The sequence below is a fragment of the Enterobacter sp. HNDS-6 genome, assembly GCF_039850505.1.
Lineage (GTDB): Bacteria > Pseudomonadota > Gammaproteobacteria > Enterobacterales > Enterobacteriaceae > Enterobacter > Enterobacter kobei.
Genome location: NZ_CP156673.1, coordinates 4,136,216 through 4,148,738 on the forward strand (window position 1 = coordinate 4,136,216; position 12,523 = coordinate 4,148,738).

A 12,523-nucleotide genomic window follows, 5' to 3' on the forward strand; every position below is an offset into this window, starting at 1 on the left:
ATCAGGCCCTCTTCAGCGCGTTGACGTGCCGCAGAAAATCCTGCCGTACCTCATTGCTTTTGTAGTTCACCGATGCATTCCCGTCCTGGTCGATGATGATGCGGTCACCATCCTCCACGGCTTCGATGATCTCCTGCTGACTCATCACCTGCAGCAAGGATTCAGGGCTTGAGAAAAATGAGAAAAAGAAACGTCTCACGTCAGGCATCCTTATGAATTTAAAAGAATAAGCCTGGAAGAAGATTGGGAGATTTGCCTTAAGTTTAAACTGAAAAAACAAAGCCGGGTGGCGGCTACGCCTTACCCGGCCTACAAAAGACAGTTTTTGGTCTGACATTAACTTATTGATATATTTGAAATATTAAAAATAGATATGCACAAACTTGGACAAATAACGTTAATTGTGTAAGTTTTAATTATGCGATTACGCCACGTTGTTTACAGCCAGGATGTGACCCATGAGCACTTTGCCCTCTGTCGTGAGTCGGTTTGTTGAGTACTACAGCGCACTGGATAGCCAGCCGCCCTCCGCACTGGTCGGGCTTTATCATTCGGATGCCACGCTAATCGATCCGTTCGGCGAGCACGACGGTATCTTTGCGCTTCAGCGCTATTTCACCCATCTGCTGGCGAATGTCGAAAACTGCCGTTTTACCATTGATCCACCGCTGTGCAGTGAAAACCGCTTTGTTGTGACCTGGGTGATGCACTGGTCGCACCCGCGCATCGCCGGAGGGGACCCGCTCGAACTGCCGGGCTGTTCGGTGGTGGACACGGAAAAGGGTCTTATCACGCGTCAGCGCGACTACTACGATGCGGGAGAGATGATCTACGAACATCTTCCGCTGCTGGGCTGGGCGGTACGCGGCGTGAAGCGGAGGGTGAAATCATGAAAACGGTACTGATCACCGGCGCAAGCTCGGGTATTGGCGCCGGGCTGGCGACCTCCTTCGCTGCGGAGGGGTACCACGTGATTGCCTGTGGGCGGGATCCTGCGCGCCTTGAAGCCTTGCATCAGACCTGCCCCAATCTCACGGTTCGCCTGTTCGATATGACAGACAGGGACGCCTGTCGCCAGGCGCTGAGCGGCGTTTACGCCGATCTGGTTATTCTCTGCGCCGGTACCTGCGAGTACCTCGATCGGGGCGTAGTGGACGCGGCGCTGGTGGAGCGGGTTATGAACACCAATTTCCTCGGCCCGGTGAACTGTCTTGCCGCGTTGCAGCCGCAGCTGGCTGCCGGCAACCGCGTGGTGCTGGTGAGTTCGATGGCCCACTGGCTTCCGTTCCCGCGGGCAGAAGCCTACGGCGCGTCTAAAGCCGCGCTGAGCTGGTTTGCGGACAGTCTGCGCCTGGACTGGGAGCCCAAAGGGATTGCCGTCACGGTGATCTCCCCAGGCTTTGTCGATACCCCCCTGACGCGCAAAAACGATTTCGCCATGCCGGGCAGGGTGAGCGTTGACGAGGCGGTCAAGGCGATCCGTTCCGGACTGGCGAAAGGGAAAATGCACATCGCGTTTCCCACCCGGTTCGGCTTCATTTTGCGGCTGCTCTCCAGGCTACCCGCGTTTTTGCAGCGCACACTGCTGCGCAGGATGGTACGTTCATGAAGATTGCGATTATCGGCAGCGGAATTGCCGGGCTGACCTGCGCCTGGCGGCTGGCCGGTCACCATCAGGTGACCCTGTTTGAAGCGGGAGCCACGCCTGGCGGCCATACCGCAACGGTAGATGTCTCGACGCCACAGGGCAACTGGGCGATTGATACCGGCTTTATCGTCTACAACGACCGGACCTATCCGCGCTTTATGGGCCTGCTCAGCGAGCTCGGCATCAGCGGGCAAAAAACGCAGATGAGCTTTTCGGTGCACAACCCCCAGACGGGGCTGGAGTACAACGGACACACCCTGACATCGCTGTTTGCCCAGCGCCGAAATCTGGTGAATCCGGCATTCTGGCGTCTGCTCGGAGAGATCGTCCGCTTTAATCGGCTGGCAAAACAGGCGCTGGAAGGGGACGTGGATCCGCACGCTACGCTGGAGACGTTTCTTCAACAGCATGGCTTCACGCCGTTTTTTGCGCGCCACTACATTCTGCCGATGGGCGCCGCCATCTGGTCGTCGTCGTTGCAGGAGATGAAGCGTTTCCCGCTGCCGCTCTTCCTGCGCTTTTTTAATCATCATGGTCTGCTGGATATTACCCATCGTCCGCAGTGGTACGTGGTACCGGGCGGCTCGCGGGAGTACATCCGCGCCATGCTGGAAAAGCTGGGCGACCGCCTGACGTTACGCCTGAACGCGCCGGTGCAGCGTGTCAGCCGCCACAAAGACGGGGTCACGCTTCAGCTCGAAAACGCCAGCCATACCTTCGATCAGGTGATTTTTGCCTGCCACTCCGCCGAGGCGCTGGCCATGCTTGAGGCGCCGACGCCAGCAGAGCGCGGGGTGCTGGGGGATATCGGCTGGCAGCGCAACGAGGTAATTTTGCACAGCGATCCGCGCTGGCTGCCGGTACGCAAGCGCGCGTGGGCCAGCTGGAACTACCGCCTGAGCGAGCATGAGCAGGCCAGCGCCTGCGTCACCTACAACATGAACATTCTGCAAGGGCTGCCAGAGGGGAGCCCTCTGTTCTGCGTCACCCTGAACCCGGAAACGCCGGTGGATGAACGCTTCGTGTTACAGCGCTTTGTTTATGAACATCCGCTATTTAACCCGCAAAGCTGGCGGGCGCAGGCGCGTCGCGGTGAGATCAACGGTCACCAGCGAAGCTGGTTCTGCGGGGCTTACTGGTACAACGGTTTTCACGAGGATGGCGTGCGCAGCGCGCTGGACGTGGTCAACGCGATCGCGGCCGGAGAGGGGAACTAAGATGAACAGCTGCCTCTATCACGGCGTATTACGCCACCGCCGCCTCCAGCCGAAAACCCACGAATTTCGCTACAGCGTCTTTATGGCCTGGCTGGATCTGGATGAACTGCCGCTGCTGGCTGACGTCGGCGTACGGCGCAATCGCTTCGCCGCCGCCGCGTTTTATGACACGGACTATCCGCTGGGTACGCCGCTCAAAGAGAACGTCCTGAACACGCTGGAGGGGCTCACCGGAGAACGTCCCGGCGGACGAGTCATGCTCCTGACGCAGCTGCGCTATTTCGGGTTTCATTTCAATCCGGTCAACTTTTACTACTGCTATGACGAGAAGGGGACGTTGGGCTGGGTGCTGGCGGAGGTCCGCAACACGCCGTGGAACGAGCGGCATTACTATGCCGTCAACGGACAGGACGCGCAGCCGACGGAAAAAGCGTTTCACGTTTCCCCCTTCAACCCAATGGACATGATCTACCACTGGCGCTTCAACAACCCGGATAACACGTTGCATATGCACATTGAAAATCATCAGGACGCGAAGGTGTTTGACGCCACGCTGGCGCTACGCCGGGAGCCTCTGACGCGTCCGGCACTGCGTGCGTTACTGCTGCGCATTCCACTGATGACCCTGAAAACCGTTTTCGCTATTTACTGGCAGGCGCTGAGGCTGTGGCTCAAGCGCGTGCCGCTGCATAACCATCCCGTCAGCAGGAGTGAACGCTCATGACCGATCCCGTCTTTGCGCTAGAACCCGATATCCCGCGCAACGTCCGCATTGCGCGTTGGCTGCTTTTCCGTCTGTTAAGCGGTATTCGTGGCGGCTCGCTCACGCTGCGTGAAGGGGCACAGACATTCCATTTTGGCGAGACATCCTCCGCGCTGCACGCCGACATTCAGATCCTCGCGCCCGGCGTCTACTGGCGCGTCTTAACGGGCGGGAGCCTTGCCGCCGCAGAAGCCTGGATGGATGGCGAATGGGAAACCACGCAACTCACGCCGCTTCTGGAAATCCTGGCCCTTAATGGCGAGGTGCTTGGCCGTCTGGAGAAAGGGTTCCGGCTGCTCGGTAGACCGCTGGAGCGGCTGCGCCACTGGACGCGGCGCAATTCCCGGGCCCAGGCGCGTGAAAATATTGCCGCGCATTACGACCTGGGCAATACCTTTTATTCACATTTTCTGGATAAGGAGCTGCTTTACTCCAGCGCGCTGTTTACTGCGGATGAGCAGGATCTCACGGCGGCGCAGCAGGCCAAAATGGCGCGTCTGTGCGAACAGCTGGCGCTGTGTGAGTCCGATCACCTGCTGGAGATCGGTACCGGCTGGGGGGCGATGGCGGAATACGCGGCACGTCACTACGGCTGTCGGGTAACCACCACCACGCTGTCGCAGGAGCAGTATATCTGGGCAACCGAGCGGATCGCCCGCGCCGGGTTGCAGGACCGCGTTGAGGTTCTGCTTTGTGATTATCGCGACCTCACCGGGCAGTACGACAAGCTGGTCTCGATAGAGATGATTGAAGCCGTCGGGCAACGCTATCTGCCCGTGTTCTTCCGAACCTGTCAGGCGCGGCTGCGCCCGGGTGGCCGGATGGCGATTCAGGCCATTACCATTCAGGACCAGCGCTACCGCGACTACAGCAAAAGCGTCGATTTTATCCAGCGCTACATTTTCCCCGGCGGCTTCCTGCCGAGCATCACAGCGATGAATGAGCTGATGACGCGCCACACCGATTTTGTGGTCCGTAACCTCTTTGACATGGGGCCAGACTATGCCCGCACGCTGGCCCACTGGCGGCAGCGCTTTGTTCATGCCTGGCAGGAGATTGAAAAGCTCGGCTTCGACGAACGGTTCCGCCGTATGTGGCTGTACTACTTTGGCTACTGCGAAGCCGGGTTTAACGCCCGCACCATCAGCGTGGTGCAACTGACCGCCGAACGCGTATGAGACGTTATCTTCAGGTCTTTCTGCTGGCCGTCGGGTTCGATCTTTACTGGGCGCTGGTGGTGATCTTTCGTGAGCAGGGCCTGATTATCTGGCTTGCGCTGGCGGTGCTCGCCTGCCTGTTTTTGCCGCCGGTATACCGCCTTTACGCCATCGGTCTGGCTGCAGCGGGCAGCGTACTGGATGCGCTCTGGGCGTTGACGGGGCTGATTGCCTTCACCGGCGAGTCCCTGATGCCGCTATGGATGGTGGCATTGTGGCTGATGTTCGCCACCGTCTGGACACAGCTAGCGCGCACGACCACGTTACCCGGCTGGCTGCTGACGCTGCTGGCCGCCGTGGGAGGGCCGGTGGCGTACCTGATTGGCGAGCGGCTGGGTGCTATCACTTTTCAGGAGCCGACCTTTATCGTCGTCAGCTGGATGGTGCCGGGCTGGCTGGTATTAATGTTGTTTTTCCACCTGCTGATGGGGAGACAAAAATGAGAGCAGCGGTTTTCCTCCTTTGGCTGACGATGGTGATCCCTGCGGCCCACGCCGCCGACTGGCTGGCCTGGCGTAAGGTGGGTGACGCCACGCTCACCTGGGGCCCGTTTACGGTTTATACCTCCCAGCTGCGCACGCCGGACGGTCGCTACCGCGCGGCGGATCAGGATCAGGCGTTGATTATCACCTACGCGCGCGACATTGAACGTGATGAACTGGTGGAGGCCACGCGCGATCAGTGGCAGGCGCAGGGGATTTTGCAGCGGGAGCCGCAAAGCGAAGGCTGGTTACAGATGCTTCGTTCGCTGTGGCCGGATGTCCGGCCGGGCTCACAGCTGGCGTTTGTCCTCGATGATAAGCAGGGACAGTTCTGGTACCGCGCGTCAGCAACGCAGAAAAGCTTTATTCCACTTGGCCCGCGCCAGTCAGAAGCATTCAGCACGCGCTTTCTGGCCATCTGGCTCGATCCCCGCACGCAATATCCTGAACTGCGTCAGCAGTTACTTGGAGGACAAAAATGAAACGTTTCCTGATGATGGTGCTGGCATTGACCATGCTGCTGGCAGGCTGTAGCACAGAGGTGGCCGAGTATCGCCAGCAGCAGCCACGGCTTGATATCTTCGACTACTTCCAGGGGAAAACCGAAGCGTGGGGCATGGTGCAGGATCGCAGCGGTAAACAGATCCGCCGCTTTCACGTGGAGATTGCCGGGGATGTTATCGGCGATACGCTGACGCTCAATGAGCACTTCGTGTATGACGATGGCGAGAAGCAACAGCGGGTATGGCACATCCGCAGGCTGGGGAACGATCGCTACGAGGGAACGGCGGGGGATATCGAAGGGGTCGCTACGGGGCAGGCGGCAGGTAACGCCTTTAACTGGCATTACAGCATGAAAGTCAAAGCCAACGGCAGTAGCTGGCTATTGAAGTTTGACGACTGGATGTACCTGCAGGATGAGACCCATCTGTTTAATAAAACCGAGATGAAGAAATTTGGCGTCACCGTCGCCACGGTGACGCTGTTCTTTACCCGGAAGACGTGAGTCTAGTCGCGGGCGCTGTAGATTTTGCTGCTCGAGTAGATGAAATACAGCGCAATCCCCAGGCAGATAACCGCGCCCAGACGGCTCGGCGAAAAGGGAATAGCGGGATTACCCAACCAGCCAAAGTTATCTATCAACATGCTCATGGTGAGCTGGCCGAATATCACCGCCACCGTGGCGACGGCGGTGCCGATGCGCTGTACGGCAAGCACCATAATCACGATATAGGGCACGCCAAACATCGCGCCGAGGAGCTGCCATTTGGGTACGTCCAGCAGCGTGACCGCATGCTTAGGCTCAAAGAAAAATATGAGCAGGGCGGTCACCAGTGCGCCGACGGAAAAGGTCAGAAACGCGCTTTTGAATACCCCCACGCTGCTGCCGAGCTGTCCGTTAATCGCGGCCTGAATGCTCAGCGTAGCGCCGCCGCAAACGGCGAGAAGAATCATAATCAGTGTCATACGTTACCCCTGTGCGACCAGAACCAGTGCTGCAATGATGAACCCCAGTGCAATAATGCGCTTTGCATTTATCTTTCTGTGCGGCGAGCCCAGCAGACCGTAGTGGTCAATGATCAGGCTTTTAAAGACCTGACCGGCCAAAATCCCAATCATGGTCATTGCGATGCCGATGGCGGGTGTCGCAACGGTCAGGATGACCACGTACACCGGGCCGAGCACGCCGCCGAGCAACTGCCAGCCGGGCTGGGCAAAAAACGAGGGGCTGTTACGCGGGCTAAAAAACAGCATCAGTAAAAACGTCAGCGCGGCACCGACCCCAAAAATGCTGAACGTGGCCCATAAGTCGCCCACTTCGCCCCCCAGTGGCCCCAGTAACCCCGCCTCGATGGAGAGACCCATCCCTCCGGCTATCACCAGTAAAATCAACACAAACTGCATAACGCTTCCTCCGTTTTAAGGCGAAGAAGATTACGTCGGTCGTCCAGTGAGAAAAATGCCATAATGCAGGAAACACCTTTGCAGGAAATGCATTAATGTTCGATGCCAGTAATATCAACGTCCGCGCGCTGCTGATCTTTATTGAGGTCTATGAAGCGCAGAATTTCTCCGTCGTCGCGCGGCGGCAGGGGATATCAGCCTCACAGATATCGCGCGTTATTCACCAGCTTGAGGATGCCCTCGGTCAGCAGCTGTTCTACCGCAATACGCGCGCGGTGATCCCCACCGAAAGTGGTCATCTGTTTATCCGCTATGCCCGGGCGATGGTCGAAAACGTCGAAGAGGCGCGGCGTGAGCTGGATGAACGTTCGTCGGAACCATCCGGCACAATTCGCATTAATGGGCCGGTATTTTTTGGGCAGAGGCATGTTGCGCCAGGCCTGGCGGAGCTGACCGAGCGTTATCCGCGGTTAAACATTGAGCTCACGCTGACCGATGACTTTATCGACCCGCACCGGGATGCGGCCGATCTTATCTTTCGCATTGGCATGTTGACGGACTCGACGTTCCACGCCCGCATTTTTGGTCAGCAGCGTTACCACCTTGCCGCGTCGCCCGCGTATCTGCGCAAACACGGTGTGCCGGACGATCCGGCCACGCTGAGCGATCATCAATGTCTGGTCTATCGCGGTTCGTCCGGGCCTAACCGCTGGCTGGTGCGTCGCGAGGGGGAGAACTGGATACACTATCCGGTGGTGGCGCGGATGACATCCAATAATGCGGAGTCGTTGCTCACTGCCGCGCTTGGCGGGATGGGGATCGTCCTGTTTCCGGACTGGCTGATTGGCGACAGGCTCCAGCGGGGAGAGCTTGTCGCACTTCTGCCGGAAATGGCGTGTGCGATCAACACGGAGCCGCTGAACATTGCGGCGATCTATCCACATGCACGTCATCCGCCCCTGAACGTCAGGGCGGTGATTGATTATTACGTCGAACGCTTTGGTACGCCGCCGTACTGGCAAACGTAAAGGATCACGCGCCGAGCTCTTTGCGGATAATCTCTGCGCCTGCGCTGAGGGCTCGCAGCTTACCGTTTGCGACGTGACGGGAAAGGGGGGCCATACCGCAGTTGGTCGAAGGGTAAAGCTTGTCGGCATCGACAAACTGCAGCGCTTTACGCAGGGTATCGGCGACTTCCTCCGGCGTTTCAACGGTGTTCGTTGCCACATCAATCGCGCCAACCATCACTTTTTTACCGCGGATCAGCGCCAGCAGATCCATCGGCACGCGGGAGTTGTGGCACTCCAGAGAGATAATGTCGATGTTCGAGGTCTGCAGCTTAGGGAAAGCCTCTTCGTACTGGCGCCACTCAGAGCCGAGCGTTTTTTTCCAGTCGGTATTGGCTTTGATGCCGTAGCCATAGCAGATATGGACCGCAGTTTCGCACTTCAGCCCTTCAATGGCGCGTTCCAGCGCGGCGATGCCCCAGTCGTTGACCTCGTCAAAAAAGACGTTAAATGCCGGTTCGTCGAACTGGATAATATCCACGCCTGCAGCCTCTAGCTCCCGCGCTTCCTGATTGAGGATTTTGGCGAATTCCCAGGCCAGCTTTTCGCGGCTTTTATAGTGCGCGTCGTAAAGGGTGTCGATCATGGTCATCGGTCCGGGGAGGGCCCATTTGATCGGCTTATCCGTGAGCTGGCGCAGGTACTTTGCATCGTCGACGAATACCGGTTTCTGACGTGCCACAGCAGAAACCACGGTCGGCACGCTGGCGTCATAACGGTTACGAATGCGTACCGTCTGGCGGTTTTCAAAATCCACGCCGCTCAGGTGTTCGATAAAGGTGGTGACGAAGTGCTGGCGGGTCTGTTCGCCGTCGCTGACAATGTCGATTCCCGCACGGATCTGCTCATCCAGTGACAAACGCAGCGCATCCTGTTTTCCTGCCAGTAATTCCTGATCCTCTAATTTCCACGGAGACCACAGCGTTTCAGGTTGTGCAAGCCAGGTCGGCTTAGGCAGGCTGCCAGCCGTAGACGTCGGGAGCAATGTTTTCATAATAAAAGACCTATTTTGATGAATTAAAGCGTGTAGTTATCAGACCACTGCTCAAGAATGTGTTTATAAGGCTTAATAAAGTATTCTTCGGTGAATCGACCCTGTTCAATCGCCAGACGGCTTCGTTCTTCACGGTCATAAACAATTTTGGTGAATGAGTGATCCTGCTGGTTCAGATCCGGTCGGAAGCACAGTCCCGCCGACGAGTTGGCGTTATAAATTTCCGGGCGATAGATTTTCTGAAACGTTTCCATCGTGCTGATGGTGGCGATCAGTTCAAGATTGCTGTAATCATTCAGCAAATCACCGGTATAAAAGAACGCAAAAGGCGCCACGCTGTTTTCTGGCATGAAATAGCGCACCTTCAGGCCCATTTTGGCAAAGTACAGTTCCGTTAATGACTCGCCATCCGGCTGATACTCAATGCCAAGTACAGGATGCTGGTTGCCGGTGCGGCGGTAGGTGTCTTTGCTGGAAACGCTGAGGCAGATCACCGGTCCTTTTCTGAAGTTCTCTTTGTATTCCGGCGAACTCACAAAATGGCGGAATATGTTGCCGTGCAATTCACCAAACTTTTCCGGAACGCTGAAGTGCTGTTGGTTCTTGTTATGTTCCAGCAGCAGAACGCTGAAATCATAATCCCGCACGTAAGACGAAAAGTTATTGCCGACAATCCCCGGGATACGCAGGTTGTTTTTCTTGTCGACGATGGTGGTTTGCAATATCTCAATGGCCGGGAACGGCTTATCCGCACCAATGTTCAGATCGACAGAGATAATTTCAAGCTCAACCGCGTAGCGATCGGCGTTGGGGTTATCCCAGCGCGCCAGTGCGTTGAAGCGGTTATTGATCATCACCAGGGTATTGCGCAGGTTTTCCTGACGCTTTTCTCCGCGCGCCAGGTTGGCAAAGTTGGTGGTGGTACGCGTATTTTCTGACGGGTTGTAATTCTCATCGAAGCAACTGCGCTTAAGGGTATAGGTGAAAGCTTTGCTCATTGTCGTTATGCATCCTAAGTTCATGTTGCTAAGAAGTTACCGATGCATAATTTATGCCTGACCCCGCGGCGCAGGGGAAGTGACTTAATTTCACTGCAACATGAGCGAAGTTCATGAAGCGTGATACTCGCCTGTCGCTGCCTTCTTGCCGGGTGGCGCTGCGCTTACCCGGCCTACGGTTCAGCGTCGTATATGTGCTTTGCCGTTGCCGTTAACCCGCTGTAGAGGATTGGCATTTTTTTATTTCTGTTCAATTCCCGCTATAATCCCCAAAATTTCCAACCGGTTTAGAAACGATCATGACAAAACTCACCTTACAAGAGCAGATGCTGAAAGCGGGCCTCGTTAGCAGCAAGAAAGCGGCGAAAGTGCAGCGTACGGCAAAGAAATCACGCGTTCAGGCTCGTGAGGCGCGCGAAGCAGTGGAAGAGAATAAAAAAGCGCAGATCGAGCGTGACAAGCAGCTCAGCGAACAGCAGAAGCAGGCCGTGCTGGCAAAAGAGTTTAAAGCACAGGTGAAGCAGCTGATTGAGATGAACCGCATCACCGTGGCGAAAGGCAATATCACCTTTAACTTCACTGACGGTAATCTGATCAAAAAACTCGACGTCGACAAGCAAACCCAGACTCAGCTGATCAACGGCCGTCTGGCGATTGCCCGTCTGGTGATTAACGCCAGCGGCGACTGTGAATACGCGATTATCCCGGCAGTCGTGGCCGATAAAATTGCCCAGCGTGATGCCGACTGCATTGTGTTAAACAGCGCGCTCAGTCAGGAAGAGCAGGATGAAGACGATCCCTACGCGGACTTCAAAATCCCTGACGATTTGATGTGGTAAACCGCCGTCAGAACGGGGCGGTGTGACGGGCAGTAACCGGCTCGCCGCTCACCGGATGAATAAAATTCAGCTCGCAGGCATGCAGCATCAGCCGGGGCGTGATTTCCGCCCCCGGCGCGTCAAGACCGCCATACAGATCGCAGCCCAGAATCGGGTGCCCCAGCTGCTGGCAGTGAATACGCAGCTGATGGGTTCGCCCGGTTTCCGGGGTAAGCGTCACCCGCGTTAACGGCACTCCCGTTCCCTGATAAAAACGTTCCACCACCCGATAGCGGGAGCGGGCGGGTTTACCGTTAATGGCGCAGATTGACATCAGCGGGAACAGCGCCGGATCTTTGGCAATCGGGGCATCTATCACGCCCTCATCGTTTTCCAGATGTCCGCAAAGCAGGGCGCTGTAAACTTTCTCCACGCTGCGCTGGCTGAACTGCTGGCAGAGCGCCGCATTGATCGCTTTATTACGCGCAATCACCATCAGCCCGGACGTGCCGAAATCGAGACGATGTACCAGCGTGCAGCCCGGGAACGTCTGAACCAGACGATAATGGACAGAATCAAGGTTTTGCGGATTTTTCCCCGAGAGGCTGAGCAGACCGGAAGGCTTATTGATCAGCAGCAGATGTTCATCCTGCCAGAGGATCTCGATGTCGTCATGACACGGTGGGGCAATAAAAGAATCAATAATCGCAGACATCAGGCCGCCCGGCTGGAGAGTGGGAGCGGATGATAACGAAATGTGGAGAAAAGAAAAACCCTCCCACCGGGCGGTGAGAGGGGGAAATCTTAGGCGGCAACCAGGCTGTCGATCGCGGCTTTCGCGTCGGTCTGCGCTTTCGTTGCCACTTCAGGACCGTAAGCGATGCCTTCCGCGAACACGAAGTTCACGTCAGTGATGCCGATGAAGCCCAGGAACAGGCTCAGGTACGGCGCAACCAGGTCGGTTGGGGTGTCTTTATGGATACCGCCGCGGCTGGTCAGTACGATCGCACGCTTGCCTTTCACCAGACCTTCAGGGCCGTTTTCAGTGTAACGGAAGGTTACGCCAGCACGCGCCACCAGGTCGAAGTAGTTCTTCAGCTGAGTAGGGATGTTGAAGTTGTACATTGGGGCGTTAATCACGATAACGTCGTGCGCCTGCAGCTCAGCAATCAGTTCGTCGGACAGGGCCAGGGCTTCCTGCTGACGCGGGCTCAGCGGAGCATCGCTCGGACGCAGCGCGCCAACCAGTTCACCGTCCAGCACAGGAATAGGGTTTGCCGCCAGGTCGCGCACGGTGATTTCGTCAGCGGAATGCTGTTCACGCCACTGTTCAACGAAATAATCAGACAGCTGACCAGACTGAGAGTACCCTGCCAGAATACTGGATTTCAACACTAATACTTTGCTCATGGGT

At 56.8% G+C, this 12,523-nt stretch carries 17 protein-coding genes; 10 read left to right on the forward strand and 7 right to left on the reverse strand.

The window, feature by feature from the left end:
- Window position 1: 1 nt before the first annotated feature.
- A complete protein-coding gene (locus ABFI50_RS19415) occupies window positions 2-199 on the reverse strand; it encodes a hypothetical protein (RefSeq protein WP_045135163.1) in 198 nt (65 codons plus the stop codon).
- A 259-nt stretch (window positions 200-458) separates the two neighbouring features.
- On the opposite strand from ABFI50_RS19415, the gene ABFI50_RS19420 reads away from it, so the two are divergent.
- The 8 genes from ABFI50_RS19420 to ABFI50_RS19455 are packed head-to-tail and all read left to right on the forward strand — an operon-like array spanning window position 459 to window position 6,333.
- Window positions 459-893, forward strand: a complete 435-nt coding sequence (locus tag ABFI50_RS19420; protein ID WP_014883743.1) for a nuclear transport factor 2 family protein — start codon at window positions 459-461, stop codon at window positions 891-893.
- Entirely contained in the window at window positions 890-1,609 is a 720-nt protein-coding gene (locus ABFI50_RS19425) for an SDR family NAD(P)-dependent oxidoreductase (protein ID WP_045135153.1), read from the forward strand. Before ABFI50_RS19420 ends, ABFI50_RS19425 begins: the two co-directional genes overlap by 4 nt.
- Window positions 1,606-2,865, forward strand: a complete 1,260-nt coding sequence (locus ABFI50_RS19430) for an FAD-dependent oxidoreductase (protein WP_347484842.1) — start codon at window positions 1,606-1,608, stop codon at window positions 2,863-2,865. Before ABFI50_RS19425 ends, ABFI50_RS19430 begins: the two co-directional genes overlap by 4 nt.
- 1 nt (window position 2,866) lies before the next feature.
- A complete protein-coding gene (locus ABFI50_RS19435; RefSeq protein WP_014883746.1) occupies window positions 2,867-3,589 on the forward strand; it encodes a DUF1365 domain-containing protein in 723 nt (240 codons plus the stop codon).
- Window positions 3,586-4,806, forward strand: coding sequence for a cyclopropane-fatty-acyl-phospholipid synthase family protein (locus ABFI50_RS19440; RefSeq protein ID WP_014883747.1), 1,221 nt, complete (start codon window positions 3,586-3,588; stop codon window positions 4,804-4,806). The genes ABFI50_RS19435 and ABFI50_RS19440 overlap by 4 nt, the downstream gene beginning before the upstream one ends.
- Window positions 4,803-5,288 (forward strand): DUF2878 domain-containing protein, encoded by a 486-nt coding sequence (locus ABFI50_RS19445; RefSeq protein ID WP_014883748.1) that lies wholly within the window; start codon window positions 4,803-4,805, stop codon window positions 5,286-5,288. The genes ABFI50_RS19440 and ABFI50_RS19445 overlap by 4 nt, the downstream gene beginning before the upstream one ends.
- Complete coding sequence (locus ABFI50_RS19450; RefSeq protein ID WP_014883749.1) at window positions 5,285-5,809, forward strand: hypothetical protein; 525 nt, start codon at window positions 5,285-5,287, stop codon at window positions 5,807-5,809. The genes ABFI50_RS19445 and ABFI50_RS19450 overlap by 4 nt, the downstream gene beginning before the upstream one ends.
- The gene (locus ABFI50_RS19455) at window positions 5,806-6,333 is read left to right on the forward strand and encodes a DUF3833 domain-containing protein (RefSeq protein WP_014883750.1); all 528 of its coding nucleotides are present in this window, start codon (window positions 5,806-5,808) and stop codon (window positions 6,331-6,333) included. The genes ABFI50_RS19450 and ABFI50_RS19455 overlap by 4 nt, the downstream gene beginning before the upstream one ends.
- Window positions 6,334-6,335: 2 nt before the next feature.
- Here ABFI50_RS19455 and ABFI50_RS19460 read toward each other — a convergent pair whose 3' ends face one another.
- Both ABFI50_RS19460 and ABFI50_RS19465 read right to left on the reverse strand, forming a co-directional pair.
- Complete coding sequence (locus ABFI50_RS19460) at window positions 6,336-6,794, reverse strand: DMT family transporter (RefSeq protein WP_023330358.1); 459 nt, start codon at window positions 6,792-6,794, stop codon at window positions 6,336-6,338.
- Window positions 6,795-6,797: 3 nt separating this feature from the next.
- A complete protein-coding gene (locus ABFI50_RS19465; RefSeq protein ID WP_014883752.1) occupies window positions 6,798-7,232 on the reverse strand; it encodes a DMT family transporter in 435 nt (144 codons plus the stop codon).
- A gap of 95 nt (window positions 7,233-7,327) precedes the next feature.
- Here ABFI50_RS19465 and ABFI50_RS19470 point away from each other — a divergent pair, with 95 nt between their 5' ends.
- Window positions 7,328-8,260, forward strand: a complete 933-nt coding sequence (locus ABFI50_RS19470; protein WP_023330359.1) for a LysR family transcriptional regulator — start codon at window positions 7,328-7,330, stop codon at window positions 8,258-8,260.
- A gap of 4 nt (window positions 8,261-8,264) precedes the next feature.
- On the opposite strand, the gene ABFI50_RS19475 is transcribed toward ABFI50_RS19470, so the two are convergent.
- Both ABFI50_RS19475 and ABFI50_RS19480 read right to left on the reverse strand, forming a co-directional pair.
- Entirely contained in the window at window positions 8,265-9,293 is a 1,029-nt protein-coding gene (locus ABFI50_RS19475; RefSeq protein ID WP_014883754.1) for a methionine synthase, read from the reverse strand.
- Window positions 9,294-9,316: 23 nt separating this feature from the next.
- Window positions 9,317-10,291 carry a DUF1852 domain-containing protein gene (locus ABFI50_RS19480; protein WP_014883755.1) on the reverse strand — a complete coding sequence of 325 codons (975 nt, stop codon included), beginning with the start codon at window positions 10,289-10,291 and terminating at the stop codon, window positions 9,317-9,319.
- Between the two features lie 299 nt (window positions 10,292-10,590).
- On the opposite strand from ABFI50_RS19480, the gene ABFI50_RS19485 reads away from it, so the two are divergent.
- A complete protein-coding gene (locus tag ABFI50_RS19485) occupies window positions 10,591-11,130 on the forward strand; it encodes a DUF2058 domain-containing protein (protein ID WP_032636630.1) in 540 nt (179 codons plus the stop codon).
- A gap of 7 nt (window positions 11,131-11,137) precedes the next feature.
- On the opposite strand, the gene ABFI50_RS19490 is transcribed toward ABFI50_RS19485, so the two are convergent.
- Together ABFI50_RS19490 and azoR are read right to left on the reverse strand one after the other, a co-directional pair.
- Window positions 11,138-11,824: an RluA family pseudouridine synthase gene (locus tag ABFI50_RS19490; protein WP_023330362.1), complete on the reverse strand. Its 687-nt coding sequence runs from the start codon at window positions 11,822-11,824 to the stop codon at window positions 11,138-11,140.
- A gap of 89 nt (window positions 11,825-11,913) precedes the next feature.
- Complete coding sequence (gene azoR / locus ABFI50_RS19495; protein ID WP_008502313.1) at window positions 11,914-12,519, reverse strand: FMN-dependent NADH-azoreductase; 606 nt, start codon at window positions 12,517-12,519, stop codon at window positions 11,914-11,916.
- Window positions 12,520-12,523 lie beyond the last annotated feature (4 nt).

Bases quoted from the DNA above. Each gene is read 5' to 3' on its own strand.
- ABFI50_RS19420 (WP_014883743.1), top strand. From the start codon at position 459: ATGAGCACTTTGCCCTCTGTCGTGAGTCGGTTTGTTGAGTACTACAGC.
- ABFI50_RS19425 (WP_045135153.1), top strand. From the start codon at position 890: ATGAAAACGGTACTGATCACCGGCGCAAGCTCGGGTATTGGCGCCGGG.
- ABFI50_RS19430 (WP_347484842.1), top strand. From the start codon at position 1,606: ATGAAGATTGCGATTATCGGCAGCGGAATTGCCGGGCTGACCTGCGCC.
- ABFI50_RS19435 (WP_014883746.1), top strand. From the start codon at position 2,867: ATGAACAGCTGCCTCTATCACGGCGTATTACGCCACCGCCGCCTCCAG.
- ABFI50_RS19440 (WP_014883747.1), top strand. From the start codon at position 3,586: ATGACCGATCCCGTCTTTGCGCTAGAACCCGATATCCCGCGCAACGTC.
- ABFI50_RS19445 (WP_014883748.1), top strand. From the start codon at position 4,803: ATGAGACGTTATCTTCAGGTCTTTCTGCTGGCCGTCGGGTTCGATCTT.
- ABFI50_RS19450 (WP_014883749.1), top strand. From the start codon at position 5,285: ATGAGAGCAGCGGTTTTCCTCCTTTGGCTGACGATGGTGATCCCTGCG.
- ABFI50_RS19455 (WP_014883750.1), top strand. From the start codon at position 5,806: ATGAAACGTTTCCTGATGATGGTGCTGGCATTGACCATGCTGCTGGCA.
- ABFI50_RS19460 (WP_023330358.1), bottom strand. From the start codon at position 6,794: ATGACACTGATTATGATTCTTCTCGCCGTTTGCGGCGGCGCTACGCTG.
- ABFI50_RS19465 (WP_014883752.1), bottom strand. From the start codon at position 7,232: ATGCAGTTTGTGTTGATTTTACTGGTGATAGCCGGAGGGATGGGTCTC.
- ABFI50_RS19470 (WP_023330359.1), top strand. From the start codon at position 7,328: ATGTTCGATGCCAGTAATATCAACGTCCGCGCGCTGCTGATCTTTATT.
- ABFI50_RS19475 (WP_014883754.1), bottom strand. From the start codon at position 9,293: ATGAAAACATTGCTCCCGACGTCTACGGCTGGCAGCCTGCCTAAGCCG.
- ABFI50_RS19480 (WP_014883755.1), bottom strand. From the start codon at position 10,291: ATGAGCAAAGCTTTCACCTATACCCTTAAGCGCAGTTGCTTCGATGAG.
- ABFI50_RS19485 (WP_032636630.1), top strand. From the start codon at position 10,591: ATGACAAAACTCACCTTACAAGAGCAGATGCTGAAAGCGGGCCTCGTT.
- ABFI50_RS19490 (WP_023330362.1), bottom strand. From the start codon at position 11,824: ATGTCTGCGATTATTGATTCTTTTATTGCCCCACCGTGTCATGACGAC.
- azoR (WP_008502313.1), bottom strand. From the start codon at position 12,519: ATGAGCAAAGTATTAGTGTTGAAATCCAGTATTCTGGCAGGGTACTCT.